Source organism: Comamonas sp. A7-5, from assembly GCF_039581385.1.
GTDB classification, from domain to species: domain Bacteria; phylum Pseudomonadota; class Gammaproteobacteria; order Burkholderiales; family Burkholderiaceae_C; genus Comamonas; species Comamonas thiooxydans.
This window is the reverse complement of record NZ_JBCPWO010000004.1, coordinates 92,582-107,084: the sequence shown is the minus strand read 5'-3', so window position 1 is coordinate 107,084 and position 14,503 is coordinate 92,582. Positions and strand designations below refer to the sequence as shown.

Sequence of the window (14,503 nt, the reverse complement as noted above, 5' to 3'; positions counted from 1 at the left end):
AAAGCCCGCCAAGTCTGGAACCTTGCGGGCTTTTGTTGGGGTGAGAGGTGCTTAGCTTTTACAGAAAGGCCTGTCTCTGCGATCTGAGCGCGTCGCGGTCGATGCTGGCGGCGAGCAACTCCATGTCGGACTTGCTGACCCCCAGCGCAGTAAAGTGCGCGGCCCAGCGATCGACGGCGGCGGCCACCTGCCGTATCAGTTCGACGGCGCGGGGCATTTTGATGCCGTACTCGTTGATCTGGGTGAGTGCGTTTTCCAGGCTGGATTCGGAGCCTGCGGTACCCACGACGAGTGCCTGATAGCCAAGGTTTTGCAGGCTGGGCACCACGTCATAGGCGGGCGTGAGGTCATAGTAGCCGTCTGCCAGATTGAGGCTGATGCTGTGGTTGCGCTCGTGGTCGTCGGTGTTGTCCATGAGGATGTTGAAGACCATGCGTTTGAACAGCTCCTCGCGCATGGCATTCTGCCGGTCCGGGTGGCCCAGGCGCAGCACGATGGTGGCCAGATTGCTGTAGCTTTGCTCCAGCCCCGCAGCGCGCAGGGCGGTGTGGGCGGACTGGCAGTGCACGCGGTAGGGGCCCAGGCGGTCGAAGCGCTCGATGGTGAGAGCGTGCCGAGCCTTGCCGTGGCGTGGCGGCAGTGGCAGCACGGCGGTGTCGGCCACATACATGCCGGCCTGTGCGGCCAGCGTCATGGTGGCGTGCTCGATAAGCGGGGTGTCCACGGGGTCGTCGAGCTCGCTGAACTTGATGACGCAGGGGCCGTTATCCGTCTGCAGCAATGCCTTGGGCCGCGCGCCGCCGAGGGTGACACCGGGCTGGATAAGGCGCTGTATCTCTGCGGTGATCGGGGCCTGGGTCTGCACGTCTTCCACCGCGGCGGCGAGCTGGGCCAGATCCTTCAACTGCGGATAGGGCCCGAGGTAGCGGGGAATATATTGCTCTGCCGAGGTCGACACGCCCAGCGCGCCAAAGCGGTCGTCACCCGCGAAGAGCAGCATTTCCAGAATGGACAGGCGGGCAGGCCGGTCGATGTGACGAATGATGCGCTCGCCCCAGCAGTCGGGGCGGGCGTCGTCGATTGCGCCGGGGGCGGTGTTCCTCTCGCCCGTGCTGAAGATCTGCCCTTGGACGATGGTCATGTCCTCGCTGAGCGCAAAGTTCCACCAGTCCTGTGTGTAGGTAAAAGTGGCGCAGTCTGCCACCAGCTGTGAGAGGCTGAGCTCGCCCACCAGCGTGGGCGCAGCAGGGTTGACCATGGCCCACACATAGAGCTGGTCTTGCGGCACGTAGGTGCGTGGCGAGACGGTGTTGATGGGCAGGCTCATAGCTTTTGAGGCGTTGATTTGTTCATGAGAGCGGCTAGTCCTGCTGCTGCAGCTGTCTTTTTGTCGCCCTGAGCTTGCATCTCTTGCTCTAAAGCGTACTTGGCCATCCGTTCAAACAGTCCTGCCAAGCCTTCCGGTTCTGAAGTCGATGGCTGAGGGAGTGCAGCTTTTGTTGCAGCCGCTGATGGCTTGTTCTTTTTGGGAGCGCTGCTCTTGCGCTTGCTGTCAATCTTTGCGACCTCCTTCTCCAGCGCCGCATGGTCGTTCTGCGGCGCGATCAGGTCGGCCAGGCCGCCGGCATGATTGATCAGCCACATGCACATCACATACGAGGCCATGGCGACGGACGGGTCGCCGCGCTCTATGCGCGCCATGGTGGGCTGCGATATGCCCAGCTTCTTGGCCCACTGCGCCTGCGACTCGCCGCGCCGTTTACGGGCGATGACGATGTTCTGCGCAAGCTGCTCGATCTGCTGGAGTACGGCTTGCGGGTAGTCTGCGGGCGATGTGTTCTGGCGTGGCATGCATAGATATTAGTGTTTTGGCTAAAACATGTAAATCTATGAATTATTTTTGTCTCTAAAGCATTGCTTGCATGCGACAGCAGGCGACTTCATTGTTGTCTGCGTGCTTGTTTGATACATAGATATATTTAAATATATATTTTTGATTCATCTATGAATAATTTTGTGCTTTCTATATATGAATTTGTGAGCACGTTGCGCTTTCTCTAACTGCATTTGAAAGCAGTTTGCTGCCGATAGCTTTGCTGGGATGGCGGTGGCTGCTTTGCTTTTCATAGCGCGTGGCAGGCGGCTGCGCTGGCGGTCGAGGTGCTGCAGCCCGTGCAGCACGGTGTCTATCGGATGCATCGGCAGGAGATCCTCAAGCCCAGGTGGCCCGGCGCGGCAAAGCCATGACCAAGCCATTGCCAGCGACGTTGGCATATGCCGCAAGACGCCAGTACTACTGGTGCAATGAACTTCTGGCGCAATGAACTACTGAGCCCAGAGGCTCTTTCAATGATTCATTCCTTGTTGAGGTAACTTTTCTGCAGCAAATACATGCGCAACACGCTTCGATATTGGCCGTTGGCAAAGAATTCATCGACCAGTTCACCTTCCGGCTGAAAGCCAAGCTTCGTATAGACATGAATAGCCTTGGCATTCTCCTTGTCCACATGCAAAAAGATCTTGTGCAGATTGAGAACCTTGAAGCCATAGTCAAGCGCCAGACGAGTAGCACGAGTGGCAATCCCCTTGCCCTGCTGATCAGGGGCAACAATGATCTGAAACTCCGCTCGGCGGTGTACCAGGTCGATTTCCACCAACTCAACCAACCCCCCACGGGCTCCTTCATGCTCGACTACAAAGCGACGTTCAGTTTGGTCGTGAACGTGTGAGTCGTAGAGGCTGGTCAGTTCATCAAAGGTCGCATAAGGCTCTTCAAACCAGTACCGCATGATGCTGGCGTTGTTATCCAGGTGGTGCACAAAGCGCAAATCGTCGCGCTCCAATGGTCTTAGCTGAATGGATGTCGTCATGGATTCTTTCGTTCAATGGTTGGAGAGGCCGCTTGAAGCGACCATGTTGCCAATGATCAATCAATTTTTTGTTTGAGAAAAGTTCAGATCAATCAGTAAAATTGATTTATGGAATGGACACTAGAACGTTTGAGCCAATTCGTCGCCGTGGCGGACTGTGGCTCGATGACCCAGGCCGCTCGGCGCCAGGGCCGAACTCAATCTTCAGTGAGCATGGCCATGGGACTGCTGGAGGCGGATCTCGGGCTGGAGTTGTTTCATCGTGTAGGCCGGTCGGTGCGACTCACGCAGGCTGGCGAAGTCATCTTGCTGGAGGCACGGGCCCTGCTCAATCAGGCCCAGGCGCTAGACCTGCGCGCGCGCAAGCTGTCACATGGCCAGACAGCCAAGCTTTGCGTGGCTATCGACGAAGCTTTGCCCTATCCGCCGATTGCCAGACTGCTGCAGGAGCTGGCGCACCAGTTCCCGGCTTTGGAGTTGACCCTGCTCAATGGCACGGCGGCCGAAGTCGCACGCCAGGTGCAATCAGGTCGAGCTGAGCTTGCCTTTCAGTTTGACCGGGGCCCGGCAGGCGCTCAGTTTGCTCAAACTTATGTGGCTGGCGTACCTCAGATGGTGTTCGTATCGCGCGACCACGAGCTGGCCAAGTGCAATGGAATCAAGCGCGAGGACCTGGCCTCTCACCGGCAGTTGGTGATGCACATCGAGGGTGTTGAAGACCTCGTGATCAGTCCGAGCATCTGGCGCTCGGAGAGCTTCTACGTGCTTGCCGACATGCTGGCCGACGGCATAGGCTGGGGAATTCTGCCGCGCAATATCGCCCAAGCACCCGATATTGAGCCCCGCATCGTGGCACTGGACTGCGCGGAACTGCAGCTTCCGCCGTTAGCCGTGCGTATGCTCAATTTGCAGGGTGCAGAGCTGGGCGCTACGGCCTTGTGGATCGAGCAACGGCTGGCAACGCTGCTGCGTTCGAGTTAGCAAGGAGGCCTCAGCACCTGGGAAGATGAAGCCATGAAGAGGTCGAGGGCGCGGTGAGGCTGGTGCAGGAGCCACATGGGGGAGGGCCCATCACTGTGGGCAAGCATCGAATCCGTCGCTTCCAGTATTGACTGCGTGTCGCAGACCTTGAACGAATGGGTCAAGCGTGCCGAGGTCGATGCCGGCGTACACGAAGGCACCACGACCGGCGAACTTCGGCGCAGGAAGGAACCGGAGCGCGGGTCAAGGAACTGCGCCGGCCCAGCGAGATATTGAAGCTGGTCAGCGCGTTTTTCGCCCAGGTGGAGCTCGGCCGCCGGCTCAAGTCCTGAAGGACTTCAAATCTTGGAGCCGGTAGCCTACAAGTAGCTCATGATGAATATCAGCTCTGAATTTGCTGTTCCAGGCTTGTATCTAGGCTCGTTTGTTAATCGGTAATAGTTCGCCTTCAGCGGTATCTGAAAACTACCACCTTGGCGGGAGTCGTATCCTGTAAATTTATGGGGAGTATCCAATGCAAGAGGTGCGTCATTGCCGTCTCTGATTTGAAGCCCGACTCCAATGGCATCTGATCCATTATTAAGCCCGACGATTCCCTGACTGGCGTCAATGACCTTTGTCAACGCAACAAACGTGTAGTTGACTTTGCCAATTCCAGGCGGACATCGGTTTAGATTCAGGTTGAAGGAGACCGGTATGGTACGGGTACCTGGTCCACCAAAATCAGATGAAATATAGTCATCCCCCATGGCAACGTTCACGTCCGGACTCTCGCAGGAGCCAGCGATAAAGTTTATGGGTCGAGCCAGTCTATACGTGACGAGGAAATCGGGTCCAATCTTTAGGGTTCCTATATCGCCTGCGTTGATCTGGCCGCTAGGCTCAAATGCCGAAGTCTTGAGAAGTTCCAGTGTCATGTTGCCGACCAGCATCCATTGGCCAGCTGATTGCTCTATTATCGGAGGAGGTATGATGTCATCGTTTCGCCCCTTTATTCGAAACGACAGTCCAGGTGTGCCGGTAGGAAAGTAAAACGAATCTACTGGATTAGGTCCTCGCGCAGGAGCGGCGTGAATCCCAAACGAAGTTCCGGTGTAGCAGGTGAAGCGGGTGTCCCTAGAGAGTGGCTTAATGTCAGTAAAGACCAAAGTCTCATCCGAGATATCACGAGGCACCATGATTTCCCCCGGGCCATCGAAGGTCAACGTTTGGGAGCCCCCAGTCACATCACACCGCGCCTTCGCCTGAGACGAGATTCCCATCAAGGCCACCACCAACCAACAGAACGTTATTCGCCCCCCCATTTGGCATTTGGCATTTGGCATTTTTTTACCAAGACCTTTTCGTGCGCCTTCCTGCCCGGCGTCTGCACGAGGGCGCTCCGTTTGAATGCCCGCACAAGTGCCCCAACTCGTACTGCAACATGGCTTGGGAGTGGTGCCAGCCCTTGCTGCTTCAAGCGCGGGCGTGGTTGGAGTGCTGGTCAGCCTGGTCGAACGCCGAGACGCCCAGGTCAATGCCTTGATAGGGCAGATGCAGCTGGACAGGCAACTGCTGGCGACCCACTGACCAAGCCCGCAGAAAAGGCGAAAGCCCCAGGCGTTCGGACCGACTGAGGCTTTCGTTCCCAACCCTTGAAAGCCCAAGGGTCGGAGCGCTGATGATGCTTTCCAAAGTGACCGTCACCACACCATTGAATGCCGCCGCCGCAGACCGCCATGCCCGCCGCATTGCCGTGGCCTATGTGCTGGTCGCATTGGGCACCACAGCCGCAGGCTTGGGCGGCTTGATCGCCGCCATTCGCGGGTTGTGAGTCGTTTTACTCTTTGACCACAGGCCTGTGTACCAGCACCGGAATGTGGCTGTTCACCAGCACGCGCTGGGTTTCGCTGCCCAGCAAAATGCCGGCAATGCCCTTGCGGCCGTGCGATGCCATGCAGATCAGGTCGCAGTGGCTTTCCTCGGCCTGCCGGATGATGGCCTTGTGCACCGAGGCGTTCATGGCTCGCGCAGTCTTGCAATACACCCCCTCGGCCCTGGCAATGTCCTGCACCTCCTGCAGCACCCTGTCGGCCGTTCTCTCGGCGTCCTTGTTCAGGTCGCTGGTGTTGTAAGTCATCATCGCCTCACCGCTATACATCAAGGCGGCATAGTCCGGCATCACATACAGCACCGTCACCTGGGAGTCTTGCTCCTTGGCCAGCTGCATGCCGGCGCGCAGCGCGGCTTCGGAGAGCTTCGAGCCGTCCGTAGGAATCAGAATGTGCATGAACATTTTCAGCCTCCTTGCGCGCCAGCGCCTGTGGGGTTGCCACGCAATCCAAACGATTGCCAAACCCATACTCACACTCCGGGGCGGCTGATGCAACACCCAGAAGTAGGTATTCAAGCGGTTTTTCTGATGGGCAAGAAAAGGCCTGAAATTCAGTGGGAATCGGCTCGGACCTCTTTGACCACAGGCCTATGCACCAGCACCGGAATGCCGCTGTTCACCAGCACGCGCTGGGTTTCGCAGCCCAGCAAAATGCCGGCAAGGCCCTTGCGACCGTGGGACGCCATGCAGATCAGGTCGCAGTGGCTGTCCTTGGCCTGTTGGATGATGGCCTGGTGCACCGAAAAGTTCATCGTCCGCTCCAACTTGCAATCCACTCCCTCGGCCTTGGCAATGTCCTGCACCGCCTTTAGCACTGTGTCGGCCGTTAGTTCGGCGTCCCGGCGCATCTCGCTGGGGTTGTAGGCCACCATTCCCTCGCCGCTATACATCAAAGCCGAATAGTCCGGCATCACATAAAGCACCGTCACCTCGGAGCCTTGCTCCTTGGCCAACTGCATGCCCGCGCGCAGCGCGGCTTCGGAGAGTTTCGAGCCGTCTGTCGGAATCAGAATGTGTTTGAACATTTTCAGCCTCCTTGGGCATCAGCGGTAGCTACGCAATCCGAACGATTGCCTACCCATACTCACACTCGAAGGCAGCCATTGCAACACCTGGCGTCAATATTCAAGCATTCCCCCGCTTGTGCTTGTTGCCGTATGACGGTGGCGGCGGCGCGACAGGGCGCAAGGCAAGCGCCAGGCTTGGGTAGCATGCTGGCAATGTCCTCATCTTTCGGATGACAAGGAAGTCCCATGCTCAATACGGATACCGTTGCGAAGAGGCTGTTTGGTGCCTCCGCAGATACCTTGGACGCCAGAGCGCTCAAGGTCGCCCAGCACATTGCCCGGCGCAAGCACATTTCACGCAATGTGGACCAGGAGCTAGATCAGACACCGCCCACCTTCGGCCAGCGCGCAGCCGATGCCGTCGCCACCTTTGGCGGCTCCTGGGCCTTTGTGGCGCTGTTTTGCGCAACCATGCTGGTCTGGGTGGGCCTCAACGCCTTTCTGCTTTGGGCGCGCGGCTCCACGTTCGACCCATATCCCTACATTCTGCTGAACCTGTTTCTGTCCATGCTGGCGGCCATACAGGCGCCCATCATTCTCATGTCGCAGAACCGTCAGGCAGACAAGGACCGCATTCGCGGAGAGCACGACTACGAAGTCAACCTCAAGGCCGAGCTGGAAATCATGCTGCTGCACCAAAAAATCGACGAGCTGCAGAAAACGCAGTGGAGCGAGCTCATCACCATCCAGAGCGAACAGCTCCAGCTGCTGCGCCGGCTGGCGGACGGGCCGCGGTCCGTTTAACTGTGCAGGTTTTGCGTAGTCTGAGGTGCTTGCCAGCGCCTCGTCGATGCCACACGGGGCCTGCCGCATCCGCAGTGCAGATCGCTACCAGCGGGTTGGGGCGGGAGGGGCGGTAGTACGATTCACCCATAGCAACTTGGAGAGGGTATGGGCAAATCGACGTATCGTGCATTGGTGATTGCTTCGCTGGGTATCCCGTTATTCGGAATGCTGGCGGAATATGGCTTCGATCTGGTGCCCCATGAACTGACCGATCTTTCCCAGAGCCTTTTGATGCAGTCGGAAGTCGGCCCCACGGACTGGATTTTCTTGCTGGCGCTCTCGGTGCTCGTGGTGCTCGGCCTCATTGCTTTTTACGGCCTGCTGCGGTTCAGAGCATGGGCGCCCCGGTTTACCCTGTGGTCTTCTGTTGCGACCGTAGTCGTTGCCTGTTTCAGTCCGCCGATTGTGCTGTCCGGCCTGGGGAACGCGACATCGGCCTTGGGCTTTGCACTATTTGGCGCAGTACTTGCCTTGCCGTACTACGCACCCGAAGTGCGAGAGATGTTCTGGCCCTCCAAGCCAGAGGCCTGAACAAAAGCCCCTGCCAGGGGCTTTTTGTATGGCCAGGGCAATCGGCTGGGCATGGGGCTGGGTAGGGCGGCCCTGGCTGTCGTAGTTCAGGTTCAGCAGATAGCGGCTGTGCTGCCACTCGACTGGGTCAGCTTCCATCACCGCATTGAACACCGTGCGGTGCACCTGGGCCGCGGCCTCTGCGGCCGGAGAAAAGGCCTGCTCCGTGTGCTGCGTGTCCGCAGGCTGTTGCACGGCCTCCATGCGGTTAAAGGCATCGATATAGGCGACCTTTCAGCGCAATGCCTCTGCCCATAAAGCCCATGGCCAGCAGCGTGATGCCGTCGTGGGTGATGAGGTATGCGGGGAGCGTATGGCCTGTTGAGTCCGTGAAATCGCTCAACGCAAAATTGCGTTCAGTGAATTCGGCAGGAGCATTGAGCCTTTTGATAGCACCAATCACATCAGCGTAGCGCTTGTCAAAGTGCTCGGCAATTTGAAGGCTGGTGGTGGTGGTTCCGTGATCGACGGAGGGCTCAGGGCGAGCGGGGAGGGAGGTTACGGACGAACCAATGCTGTTAGCAGCCATGATGAGGCTCCTATTGAGCAAGGTATGAGCCCATCACCTCACCGACCAAGAGAGGCCGGGTTGGTCGATCGGCAGTAGAACTGGCACACCCTCGTGGGTGTCCCCACACGGCCCACCGTAAAGCGGGAGCCATGCGCAAGCAGGCTTGGTGACCAAACTGCTACTTATAGGGAACACCTGTCACCACCTTCGAAACAAACAAGCCCGCGCGAGCGGGCTTTGTTAGGGGCGTTGTTTGCGTTACGCAACAAGCTTTGTCGCTGCTATAAGCTCCGTGGAGAAGTTGTAGATATCGTCCAGTTTGCTAAGAGGGTGGCGCACTTCCTTTTTTTCTGCATCCAAGATTCCAAGGTATTTTTGGCTGCGATTGAAGTGGAGGCGACAAACGGGCTTGCGGTTATTGTCATCTAGCAAAATGCCGAAATAGCTCTGTGTGTCCCTGTGACCAATGCGTTCCGGCTCAACACTTGTTCGCACTATCGACTTCACAATGAAGAACCCTTCCATCTCCTCAGGGGTTGTTTCGATGCGAGCGGTTTCCTCATCTTGTGATGCTATTGGCTTATCGGTTGATTTCTCTGACTTCACAGCATCATCTGTAGCAAGTGGCTGAGCCACCAGAGTCTGTGGTGCAACTCCAGTAATTGCTGACTTTAATCGATCATTGACCAAATCGCCGGTGAACTGGGTGACTGCTTTAAGTAGCAGTGGCTGGAACTGTTCACGCACACGCGCAGTGATTGCTCCGTCATAGACACGGGCAGTAAAGAATCGAAGAAATTCTTCGCATGGGTCGCTGAACTGATTGGCCAATTCACGTTTGAGTTGGCCGATATATTTCAGTTCGCCTGCTGCACTGATGATGGAGTCAACGTCAAATGCGGAGCGCGTGAGATTGCGAAGCTCTGGTGCCGCGTGCTCATCGATATCCAGTAGATCGAGCTCCAAAAATGGCTTTTCATCCATTTTGTTGGGAGCGTCTAGGTCTGTGAAAAACTTATAGACCCGTCCATTCGTGAGGATAGAGATTCTTGCGGTCGTGACGTGAAAGTAGCGGAAAAGCTGGCTTGCATGGTTGACATTCAGTGGCTCACCGAGCTTTTTGCATTCGATCAGCATTTGGACTTGACCATCTTTGAAAATGGCATAGTCGATCTTTTCCCCTTTCTTGGTGCCTACATCGCAGATGAATTCTGGAACAACTTCGGAAGGGTTGAAAACGTCATATCCCAATACGGATTGAATAAATGGCATGACGAATGCCGTTTTTGTTGCTTCTTCCGTTGAGATGTTTTGGCCCTGCTGTCGGATTTTTGCGGCAAGGTTGTTAAGGCTTTCATAGAACTCCACATTTCCTCCTTCAAGTTGTTTGTGAGGGCATCATATATAAGTGCTTACATGGGATTTTCCCAATTGCTTTTAGCGCTTGCATATTTCGAGTCTCAACATTTCAGCCGATACTGCTCATCCCGAGCAACCTTGCGTTCCCTTCGGACCCAATCCAGGTCGTAATACTGGCTGCCTGCACGTCCCATGCTGTCCAACGCTTTGACACGTTCTTCCAGCGCGTCACAGACTTGTTTTTTGCCGGGTTCGGCAGGCTGGGCAGGGCGGGTCTGATAGACAACCGCAGGGGCTGCGGTATTGCGCTGGGTTTTGCGCCATTGGGCTTCGGCTTGGGCTACTTTTTGATCCCAGGGCAGGCCGGAGGGCACGGTTTCCGTGCGTTCGAGAAAAGCGTTGTGCTGGCCGCATTGCGCGCTGCTCCAGAAAAGCCCGCCGCCATGGCCTTTGCACAGATAAACAGTGCTGCCTGAATGGCCGCTGTGCAGGGTGGTGGTTTTGTCTTCCACCACTTTGCCGCCTTTGCATGCTTCTTGAGAATAGGAATTGCCGCAGCGATAAATAGGCTGCGCTATGGCTTGATTCATAGCGGTGGCTGGCAGCAAAAATGCTGCGGCAGTCAAGGCAGGCAGAAAATGCATGCGGAGCATTATCTGTAAAAATTAGTTACTGGCGCATTAACCCCGGCCCGCAGTGCGATGTTGGGTCACTGTAATAAACCAAAGAAAAAGGCAATGTAGAGAGCTACATTGCCTTTCTTCGTGAGTGGGCGTTTTTTTGGCGCTAATCAGGTTTCAACGGCAGCCCGCGTTGGGCTGGCGTGCACTTGTGTTCATCTTGCAAAGCGCTTGATGCAGCTGGTGACGACACCCCAGATTTCCAGCGTCTGTCCTTCCTGAGGCAGGATATCGGGGTAGGTGGGGGCGCCTGCCTTGAGCTTGCAGGTGTCGCCATCGCTGTCCAGCACTCTGATGACGAGTTCGCGCTCGACAACTGCCACGACGATGCTCCCATCGCGAGCACGCAGCTCCCTGTCCACCACGACGATATCGCCGTCATCGATGCCGTGTTCCTGCATGGACGGGCCGGCCACGCGCAGCAGGAACGTGGCCTTGGGGTGCGTGACCAGCAGGTCTGTAATATCCAGTCGCTTGCCAGCGAAGTCATTCGCGGGCGAGCCCGCGCGTGCGCTGCGATCAGCCAGCGGCAAAGTAACCGGGGACGCGATCAGTTGGACGGGCATACCACTCATGAGACGATGACTGTGCATATGTACAGTGTAGCGGTTGATGCAACTCAGGTGTTGTGAACCCACGTTGATGTCGCATGCTTTCCACTCGATCTTGCACCCGGTTCTGTGCGAATCCGGGGATCCATGTTGAGTTGCATATGCTATGCCGAAAGCTGGCCAGCCCGCAGTGGCGACTGTGGCGGGCGGGCATTAGTGGGCATCAGCGGGGACTAGAAATTGACTAGCCGCATGCATTGCAGAGCACGCAGGCATTGTCCGAAAGACTGCGCTACGCGGCGGCTAGAGCGGCCAAGTGAATATCCGCCGCCCCTTGAGTGCTGGCTGCATTCACATGGTCAAAATAATCGTACCAGCCGCTGGCTTTGATGCCCGCCAGCAGAGCGTCACGAGCGTTTTGATCAGGAAAGCGCCAAATACCAAGGAATGTATGCGCGGTTCCCTGGTCAATGCTGGAGTCCGTTTCTGCCAGGGAGAGGACTTCGACACCGAGGCTGGAGAGTTGATTCAATGCGAGTCCGATGCCGCCAAGAAAGTGTTGCTTTTGTTCGGCAGGCAGTGCGAGCCAAGCCGAGTTGGGGGTGTAGAGCTCTACGAGGTAATGAGACATGGTTCCACTTTCACTTGAGATTGCGCAGTGCGCGTTGACATATACGATGTGTGGCGGCGGCTTGGGAGCTTTGAAGCCATTGGGCACAGATGTCACGCACCCAGGCAGGCTGGTCCTTGGCGGCATCATTGAGCCAATTGGCGACCGAGTCCTGCACATAGACCGAAGGGTCGTTACTCAGAGCTGAGAGCAAAGGCAGTGCTTGCTCGGGCGAGCGTTTGAGCTGCGAGATATGCGTGCTCCACACACCGCGGGGACGCAAAACCTCGCACGCGAATCGTCGGACACGTTCGGAAGGATCTTGTGTCCATGGCATCAGCTGAGCGATAGCCGCAGCCAGGTCTTGCACCAGGTGCGGCCGCATCGCCATCCAAGCCCATTCACGCACACCAAAATGGGCATCGTCTGCCAGCGGGTGCATTGCGGCCAGCCGTGCACTGAGATCCAGGTTAGGCCGGGCACCGATCATGAAACACGCCCAGCCTCGTGCCATATCGGCGCGGTGCGTTTGGCACTGTGCGATGCCCTTTGTACCCAGGTCCTCCAGCAAGACTGCGCCGATACGGGCCATGCGTTTGAGCACACCCAGTTGGCAGGCTTCATCGATCGTGCTCAGTGCTTGAGCCGTAAGTGACGGAAAGAGTGTTCGTGCCAGTACGGCCTGGTCGACTGCCAGGCACTCAGCCAGCGTCGCACATTGCAACTCCCCGCGCGATAGCGCATGAAGAACGTCCCGAGGAATGTCAGCGGTGCGCGTCGCACCCTTGCGGACTTGATCACTCATGATTCAACGTCCGATTCAGGGCCTCGTACTTTCTCCAGCAACGCTGCCAACTGCTTTCGCTCATCTACAGACAGGTTGCCAAACAAGCCTGCAATCCACCGACCATGCTGGTCGATAACGGTACCGGCTAGTTGTTTTCCTTTTGAGGTCAGCCGAATGCAAAGAGCACGGCGGTCTTCGGCGTTGGCGTGACGTTCAATCAGACCTTCGCGCTCCAGTCCGTCTAAGAGGCCGGTCACCGTGGCGCGTGTCACGCCAGCCTGTTCGGCCAGCGCGTTGGGTGCGAGTCCGTCAGGCGCCACATCGAGAAGGAACAACAGCACAAAGCGCCCCTCAGACAAACCATGAGGGGCCAGCAAGGCAGCGCAGTCGCGGTCGATGTTTGCAGCCATCGACAGCACTTGAAAGCACAGCTGGATGCCATCCACATCGGGAAGTTTGCGTCGTTGTGCCTCTTCAATTAGCGCCTGGTACTTCTGTTCAAGCTTCATTAGTTAGCCAAAATATAATATGGTGGCTAATTATATGGGCAACATCACTTCATGAATAGTGGACCGAGCACCAGCTCATCAGATGCCGGCTTGTCGATTGCAGACCTTGGCCTAGCTGAGCGCCGATTCAATGACCAAGCAGAGTAGGGTGGCGGTGAGCACTGAATCGTCAGGGGCGCTCAGGGACGGCGCTTGCGGGCGATCAAGTTGGGCAGCGATATCGGTGTGCTGGGAGCCTGTTGATCTTCATGGTCTTGTTCAAGCAGGGCAAGCGAGCCCTGCTTGCACTTGGGCGGGCCGAGGCCCGCGCTTTCATCCCGCTCAGTTGGTCGCAAAGCAGTACATCAGCCCGGCACTGCCGCTCTGCTGCAACTGCTCGACGCTGCAGCCGCGCGTGCCGTGCGATGAGTTCCACGAGGCATTGGCCACAGGGTCGGGGTTGGTGCCCTTGTGGTCGTGGTGGCCCACGATGGCAGAGCCGCCGTCGCTCTTGGTCCAGTTGCCGCAGGTGGTGTCCTTGCCGGGCTCGGGCACGGCCAGGGTGCCGTCAGGGCGCGAGCCGGTCAGGATGTCGTGGCGGTTGACCTCATCGCCAAAGCCCGAGATGATTTCGCCCTTTTCAGTCAGCGAGGTGTCCTTGCCAACCTTGGCATTGGCGCTGTGCAGGTCGGCCACGCTGGTGGCAATGACCACGCCCTTGGCGTTGCGCCACGGGCCGTTGCCGATGCGGTCGCGCGCATTGACGGCCGGTTGTCCGTTCAGCGCTGCATTGCTCAGGTAGGCGCGCCAGGTCTTGTTGCCTGCGCCCACGCTTGCGGCCAGCGACTGGCAGTAGCGGTCGGCCCCGGCCAGCCCGCCCAGGTCGCCGCCCTTGCCGGGGTTGGTGCTGGTGATGAAGAAGCTCATGGGGTTGCCGCCCGGCGCCCCCATGGCGCCGCAACCAACAATCAGTGCGGCAGCCGCAAGGGCGGTGCTGGCAGAAAGAACCAAACGACGGGACATGGCAGGCTCCTGAGCAATAGTGGAGCGTGCAGGCTAACGCAAGCTTGTGTCAGCGGCAATATGGGTGGGGCTGCAAGCTGGGCCAGGCACAGCGGGCTGACTAGCACTGCTTCAATCAAATATCCAGAAATAAGCACCCGCAGCAGCACATGCCAAAGCCATCACCAAGAAGACCCAGTGCAAGCCTGGAATTCCTTCAGCCCCGGTGTACTTGTGAGAGCGCGAAGCCCCTTGTTCTCCTACCGACAAGGGGTCGGCGCCCACAGCTCTGCCTGACACGGGGGGAACCGCCCAAACCCGATGATTCGCCGAATGGTGAAACTGAAATGCGTCGTAGGCTAAGTAGC

Annotated in this window: 19 protein-coding genes and 1 pseudogene; 6 read left to right on the top strand and 14 right to left on the bottom strand. The window is 57.5% G+C overall.

What is annotated here, in order from left to right; translation table 11 throughout:
• Positions 1-58 precede the first annotated feature (58 nt).
• The 3 genes from AAIL67_RS08550 to speG form a co-directional block, all read right to left on the bottom strand.
• Complete coding sequence (locus AAIL67_RS08550) at positions 59-1,327, bottom strand: HipA domain-containing protein (protein WP_343483780.1); 1,269 nt, start codon at positions 1,325-1,327, stop codon at positions 59-61.
• Entirely contained in the window at positions 1,324-1,701 is a 378-nt protein-coding gene (locus AAIL67_RS08545) for an XRE family transcriptional regulator (protein WP_224648295.1), read from the bottom strand. The genes AAIL67_RS08550 and AAIL67_RS08545 overlap by 4 nt, the downstream gene beginning before the upstream one ends.
• Before the next feature lie 653 nt (positions 1,702-2,354).
• A complete protein-coding gene (gene speG / locus AAIL67_RS08540; protein ID WP_034354104.1) occupies positions 2,355-2,870 on the bottom strand; it encodes a spermidine N1-acetyltransferase in 516 nt (171 codons plus the stop codon).
• A 108-nt stretch (positions 2,871-2,978) separates the two neighbouring features.
• Between speG and AAIL67_RS08535 the strand changes: the two genes are divergently transcribed.
• Complete coding sequence (locus AAIL67_RS08535) at positions 2,979-3,851, top strand: LysR family transcriptional regulator (protein ID WP_034354101.1); 873 nt, start codon at positions 2,979-2,981, stop codon at positions 3,849-3,851.
• Between the two features lie 53 nt (positions 3,852-3,904).
• A pseudogene (locus tag AAIL67_RS08530) lies at positions 3,905-4,191 on the top strand (IS3 family transposase); the annotation flags it as partial.
• Between the two features lie 19 nt (positions 4,192-4,210).
• Here AAIL67_RS08530 and AAIL67_RS08525 read toward each other — a convergent pair.
• Positions 4,211-4,768 (bottom strand): fimbrial protein, encoded by a 558-nt coding sequence (locus AAIL67_RS08525; RefSeq protein WP_280042750.1) that lies wholly within the window; start codon positions 4,766-4,768, stop codon positions 4,211-4,213.
• A gap of 484 nt (positions 4,769-5,252) precedes the next feature.
• Between AAIL67_RS08525 and AAIL67_RS08520 the strand changes: the two genes are divergently transcribed.
• Positions 5,253-5,420 (top strand): hypothetical protein, encoded by a 168-nt coding sequence (locus AAIL67_RS08520; protein WP_280042748.1) that lies wholly within the window; start codon positions 5,253-5,255, stop codon positions 5,418-5,420.
• Between the two features lie 91 nt (positions 5,421-5,511).
• On the top strand, positions 5,512-5,664 hold the full coding sequence (locus tag AAIL67_RS08515) for a hypothetical protein (protein WP_280042746.1): 153 nt from the start codon (positions 5,512-5,514) through the stop codon (positions 5,662-5,664).
• Positions 5,665-5,670: 6 nt separating this feature from the next.
• Here the strand turns inward: AAIL67_RS08515 and AAIL67_RS08510 are convergent, their stop codons facing one another.
• A complete protein-coding gene (locus tag AAIL67_RS08510) occupies positions 5,671-6,126 on the bottom strand; it encodes a universal stress protein (RefSeq protein WP_003062356.1) in 456 nt (151 codons plus the stop codon).
• A 149-nt stretch (positions 6,127-6,275) separates the two neighbouring features.
• Positions 6,276-6,749 carry a universal stress protein gene (locus tag AAIL67_RS08505; protein WP_343483779.1) on the bottom strand — a complete coding sequence of 158 codons (474 nt, stop codon included), beginning with the start codon at positions 6,747-6,749 and terminating at the stop codon, positions 6,276-6,278.
• Between the two features lie 228 nt (positions 6,750-6,977).
• On the opposite strand from AAIL67_RS08505, the gene AAIL67_RS08500 reads away from it, so the two are divergent.
• Together AAIL67_RS08500 and AAIL67_RS08495 are read left to right on the top strand one after the other, a co-directional pair.
• Positions 6,978-7,535, top strand: a complete 558-nt coding sequence (locus AAIL67_RS08500; RefSeq protein WP_057092427.1) for a DUF1003 domain-containing protein — start codon at positions 6,978-6,980, stop codon at positions 7,533-7,535.
• A 147-nt stretch (positions 7,536-7,682) separates the two neighbouring features.
• Positions 7,683-8,108 carry a hypothetical protein gene (locus AAIL67_RS08495; protein WP_057092426.1) on the top strand — a complete coding sequence of 142 codons (426 nt, stop codon included), beginning with the start codon at positions 7,683-7,685 and terminating at the stop codon, positions 8,106-8,108.
• A gap of 247 nt (positions 8,109-8,355) precedes the next feature.
• Here AAIL67_RS08495 and AAIL67_RS08490 read toward each other — a convergent pair whose 3' ends face one another.
• The 8 genes from AAIL67_RS08490 to AAIL67_RS08455 all read right to left on the bottom strand — a co-directional run bounded on the left by AAIL67_RS08490 (position 8,356) and on the right by AAIL67_RS08455 (position 14,156).
• Entirely contained in the window at positions 8,356-8,676 is a 321-nt protein-coding gene (locus tag AAIL67_RS08490; protein ID WP_280042744.1) for a Rha family transcriptional regulator, read from the bottom strand.
• A 240-nt stretch (positions 8,677-8,916) separates the two neighbouring features.
• Positions 8,917-10,026 carry a type I restriction endonuclease gene (locus AAIL67_RS08485; protein ID WP_280042742.1) on the bottom strand — a complete coding sequence of 370 codons (1,110 nt, stop codon included), beginning with the start codon at positions 10,024-10,026 and terminating at the stop codon, positions 8,917-8,919.
• A gap of 92 nt (positions 10,027-10,118) precedes the next feature.
• The gene (locus AAIL67_RS08480; RefSeq protein ID WP_231879672.1) at positions 10,119-10,661 is read right to left on the bottom strand and encodes a hypothetical protein; all 543 of its coding nucleotides are present in this window, start codon (positions 10,659-10,661) and stop codon (positions 10,119-10,121) included.
• Between the two features lie 191 nt (positions 10,662-10,852).
• Complete coding sequence (gene umuD, locus AAIL67_RS08475) at positions 10,853-11,263, bottom strand: translesion error-prone DNA polymerase V autoproteolytic subunit (protein WP_224648283.1); 411 nt, start codon at positions 11,261-11,263, stop codon at positions 10,853-10,855.
• Positions 11,264-11,540: 277 nt separating this feature from the next.
• Positions 11,541-11,879, bottom strand: a complete 339-nt coding sequence (locus AAIL67_RS08470; protein ID WP_280042740.1) for a DUF6616 family protein — start codon at positions 11,877-11,879, stop codon at positions 11,541-11,543.
• A gap of 10 nt (positions 11,880-11,889) precedes the next feature.
• On the bottom strand, positions 11,890-12,663 hold the full coding sequence (locus AAIL67_RS08465; RefSeq protein ID WP_280042738.1) for a DNA alkylation repair protein: 774 nt from the start codon (positions 12,661-12,663) through the stop codon (positions 11,890-11,892).
• A complete protein-coding gene (locus AAIL67_RS08460) occupies positions 12,660-13,154 on the bottom strand; it encodes a MarR family transcriptional regulator (RefSeq protein ID WP_046462351.1) in 495 nt (164 codons plus the stop codon). Before AAIL67_RS08460 ends, AAIL67_RS08465 begins: the two co-directional genes overlap by 4 nt.
• A 321-nt stretch (positions 13,155-13,475) precedes the next feature.
• Positions 13,476-14,156: a hypothetical protein gene (locus tag AAIL67_RS08455; RefSeq protein WP_343483777.1), complete on the bottom strand. Its 681-nt coding sequence runs from the start codon at positions 14,154-14,156 to the stop codon at positions 13,476-13,478.
• Positions 14,157-14,503 lie beyond the last annotated feature (347 nt).

Bases quoted from the DNA above. Each gene is read 5' to 3' on its own strand.
- AAIL67_RS08455 (WP_343483777.1), bottom strand. From the start codon at position 14,156: ATGTCCCGTCGTTTGGTTCTTTCTGCCAGCACCGCCCTTGCGGCTGCC.
- AAIL67_RS08500 (WP_057092427.1), top strand. From the start codon at position 6,978: ATGCTCAATACGGATACCGTTGCGAAGAGGCTGTTTGGTGCCTCCGCA.
- AAIL67_RS08470 (WP_280042740.1), bottom strand. From the start codon at position 11,879: ATGTCTCATTACCTCGTAGAGCTCTACACCCCCAACTCGGCTTGGCTC.
- AAIL67_RS08480 (WP_231879672.1), bottom strand. From the start codon at position 10,661: ATGCATTTTCTGCCTGCCTTGACTGCCGCAGCATTTTTGCTGCCAGCC.
- AAIL67_RS08460 (WP_046462351.1), bottom strand. From the start codon at position 13,154: ATGAAGCTTGAACAGAAGTACCAGGCGCTAATTGAAGAGGCACAACGA.
- AAIL67_RS08550 (WP_343483780.1), bottom strand. From the start codon at position 1,327: ATGAGCCTGCCCATCAACACCGTCTCGCCACGCACCTACGTGCCGCAA.
- AAIL67_RS08495 (WP_057092426.1), top strand. From the start codon at position 7,683: ATGGGCAAATCGACGTATCGTGCATTGGTGATTGCTTCGCTGGGTATC.
- AAIL67_RS08515 (WP_280042746.1), top strand. From the start codon at position 5,512: ATGATGCTTTCCAAAGTGACCGTCACCACACCATTGAATGCCGCCGCC.
- AAIL67_RS08490 (WP_280042744.1), bottom strand. From the start codon at position 8,676: ATGGCTGCTAACAGCATTGGTTCGTCCGTAACCTCCCTCCCCGCTCGC.
- AAIL67_RS08525 (WP_280042750.1), bottom strand. From the start codon at position 4,768: ATGACACTGGAACTTCTCAAGACTTCGGCATTTGAGCCTAGCGGCCAG.
- speG (WP_034354104.1), bottom strand. From the start codon at position 2,870: ATGACGACATCCATTCAGCTAAGACCATTGGAGCGCGACGATTTGCGC.
- AAIL67_RS08510 (WP_003062356.1), bottom strand. From the start codon at position 6,126: ATGTTCATGCACATTCTGATTCCTACGGACGGCTCGAAGCTCTCCGAA.
- AAIL67_RS08505 (WP_343483779.1), bottom strand. From the start codon at position 6,749: ATGTTCAAACACATTCTGATTCCGACAGACGGCTCGAAACTCTCCGAA.
- AAIL67_RS08465 (WP_280042738.1), bottom strand. From the start codon at position 12,663: ATGAGTGATCAAGTCCGCAAGGGTGCGACGCGCACCGCTGACATTCCT.
- AAIL67_RS08535 (WP_034354101.1), top strand. From the start codon at position 2,979: ATGGAATGGACACTAGAACGTTTGAGCCAATTCGTCGCCGTGGCGGAC.
- umuD (WP_224648283.1), bottom strand. From the start codon at position 11,263: ATGCCCGTCCAACTGATCGCGTCCCCGGTTACTTTGCCGCTGGCTGAT.
- AAIL67_RS08545 (WP_224648295.1), bottom strand. From the start codon at position 1,701: ATGGCGCGCATAGAGCGCGGCGACCCGTCCGTCGCCATGGCCTCGTAT.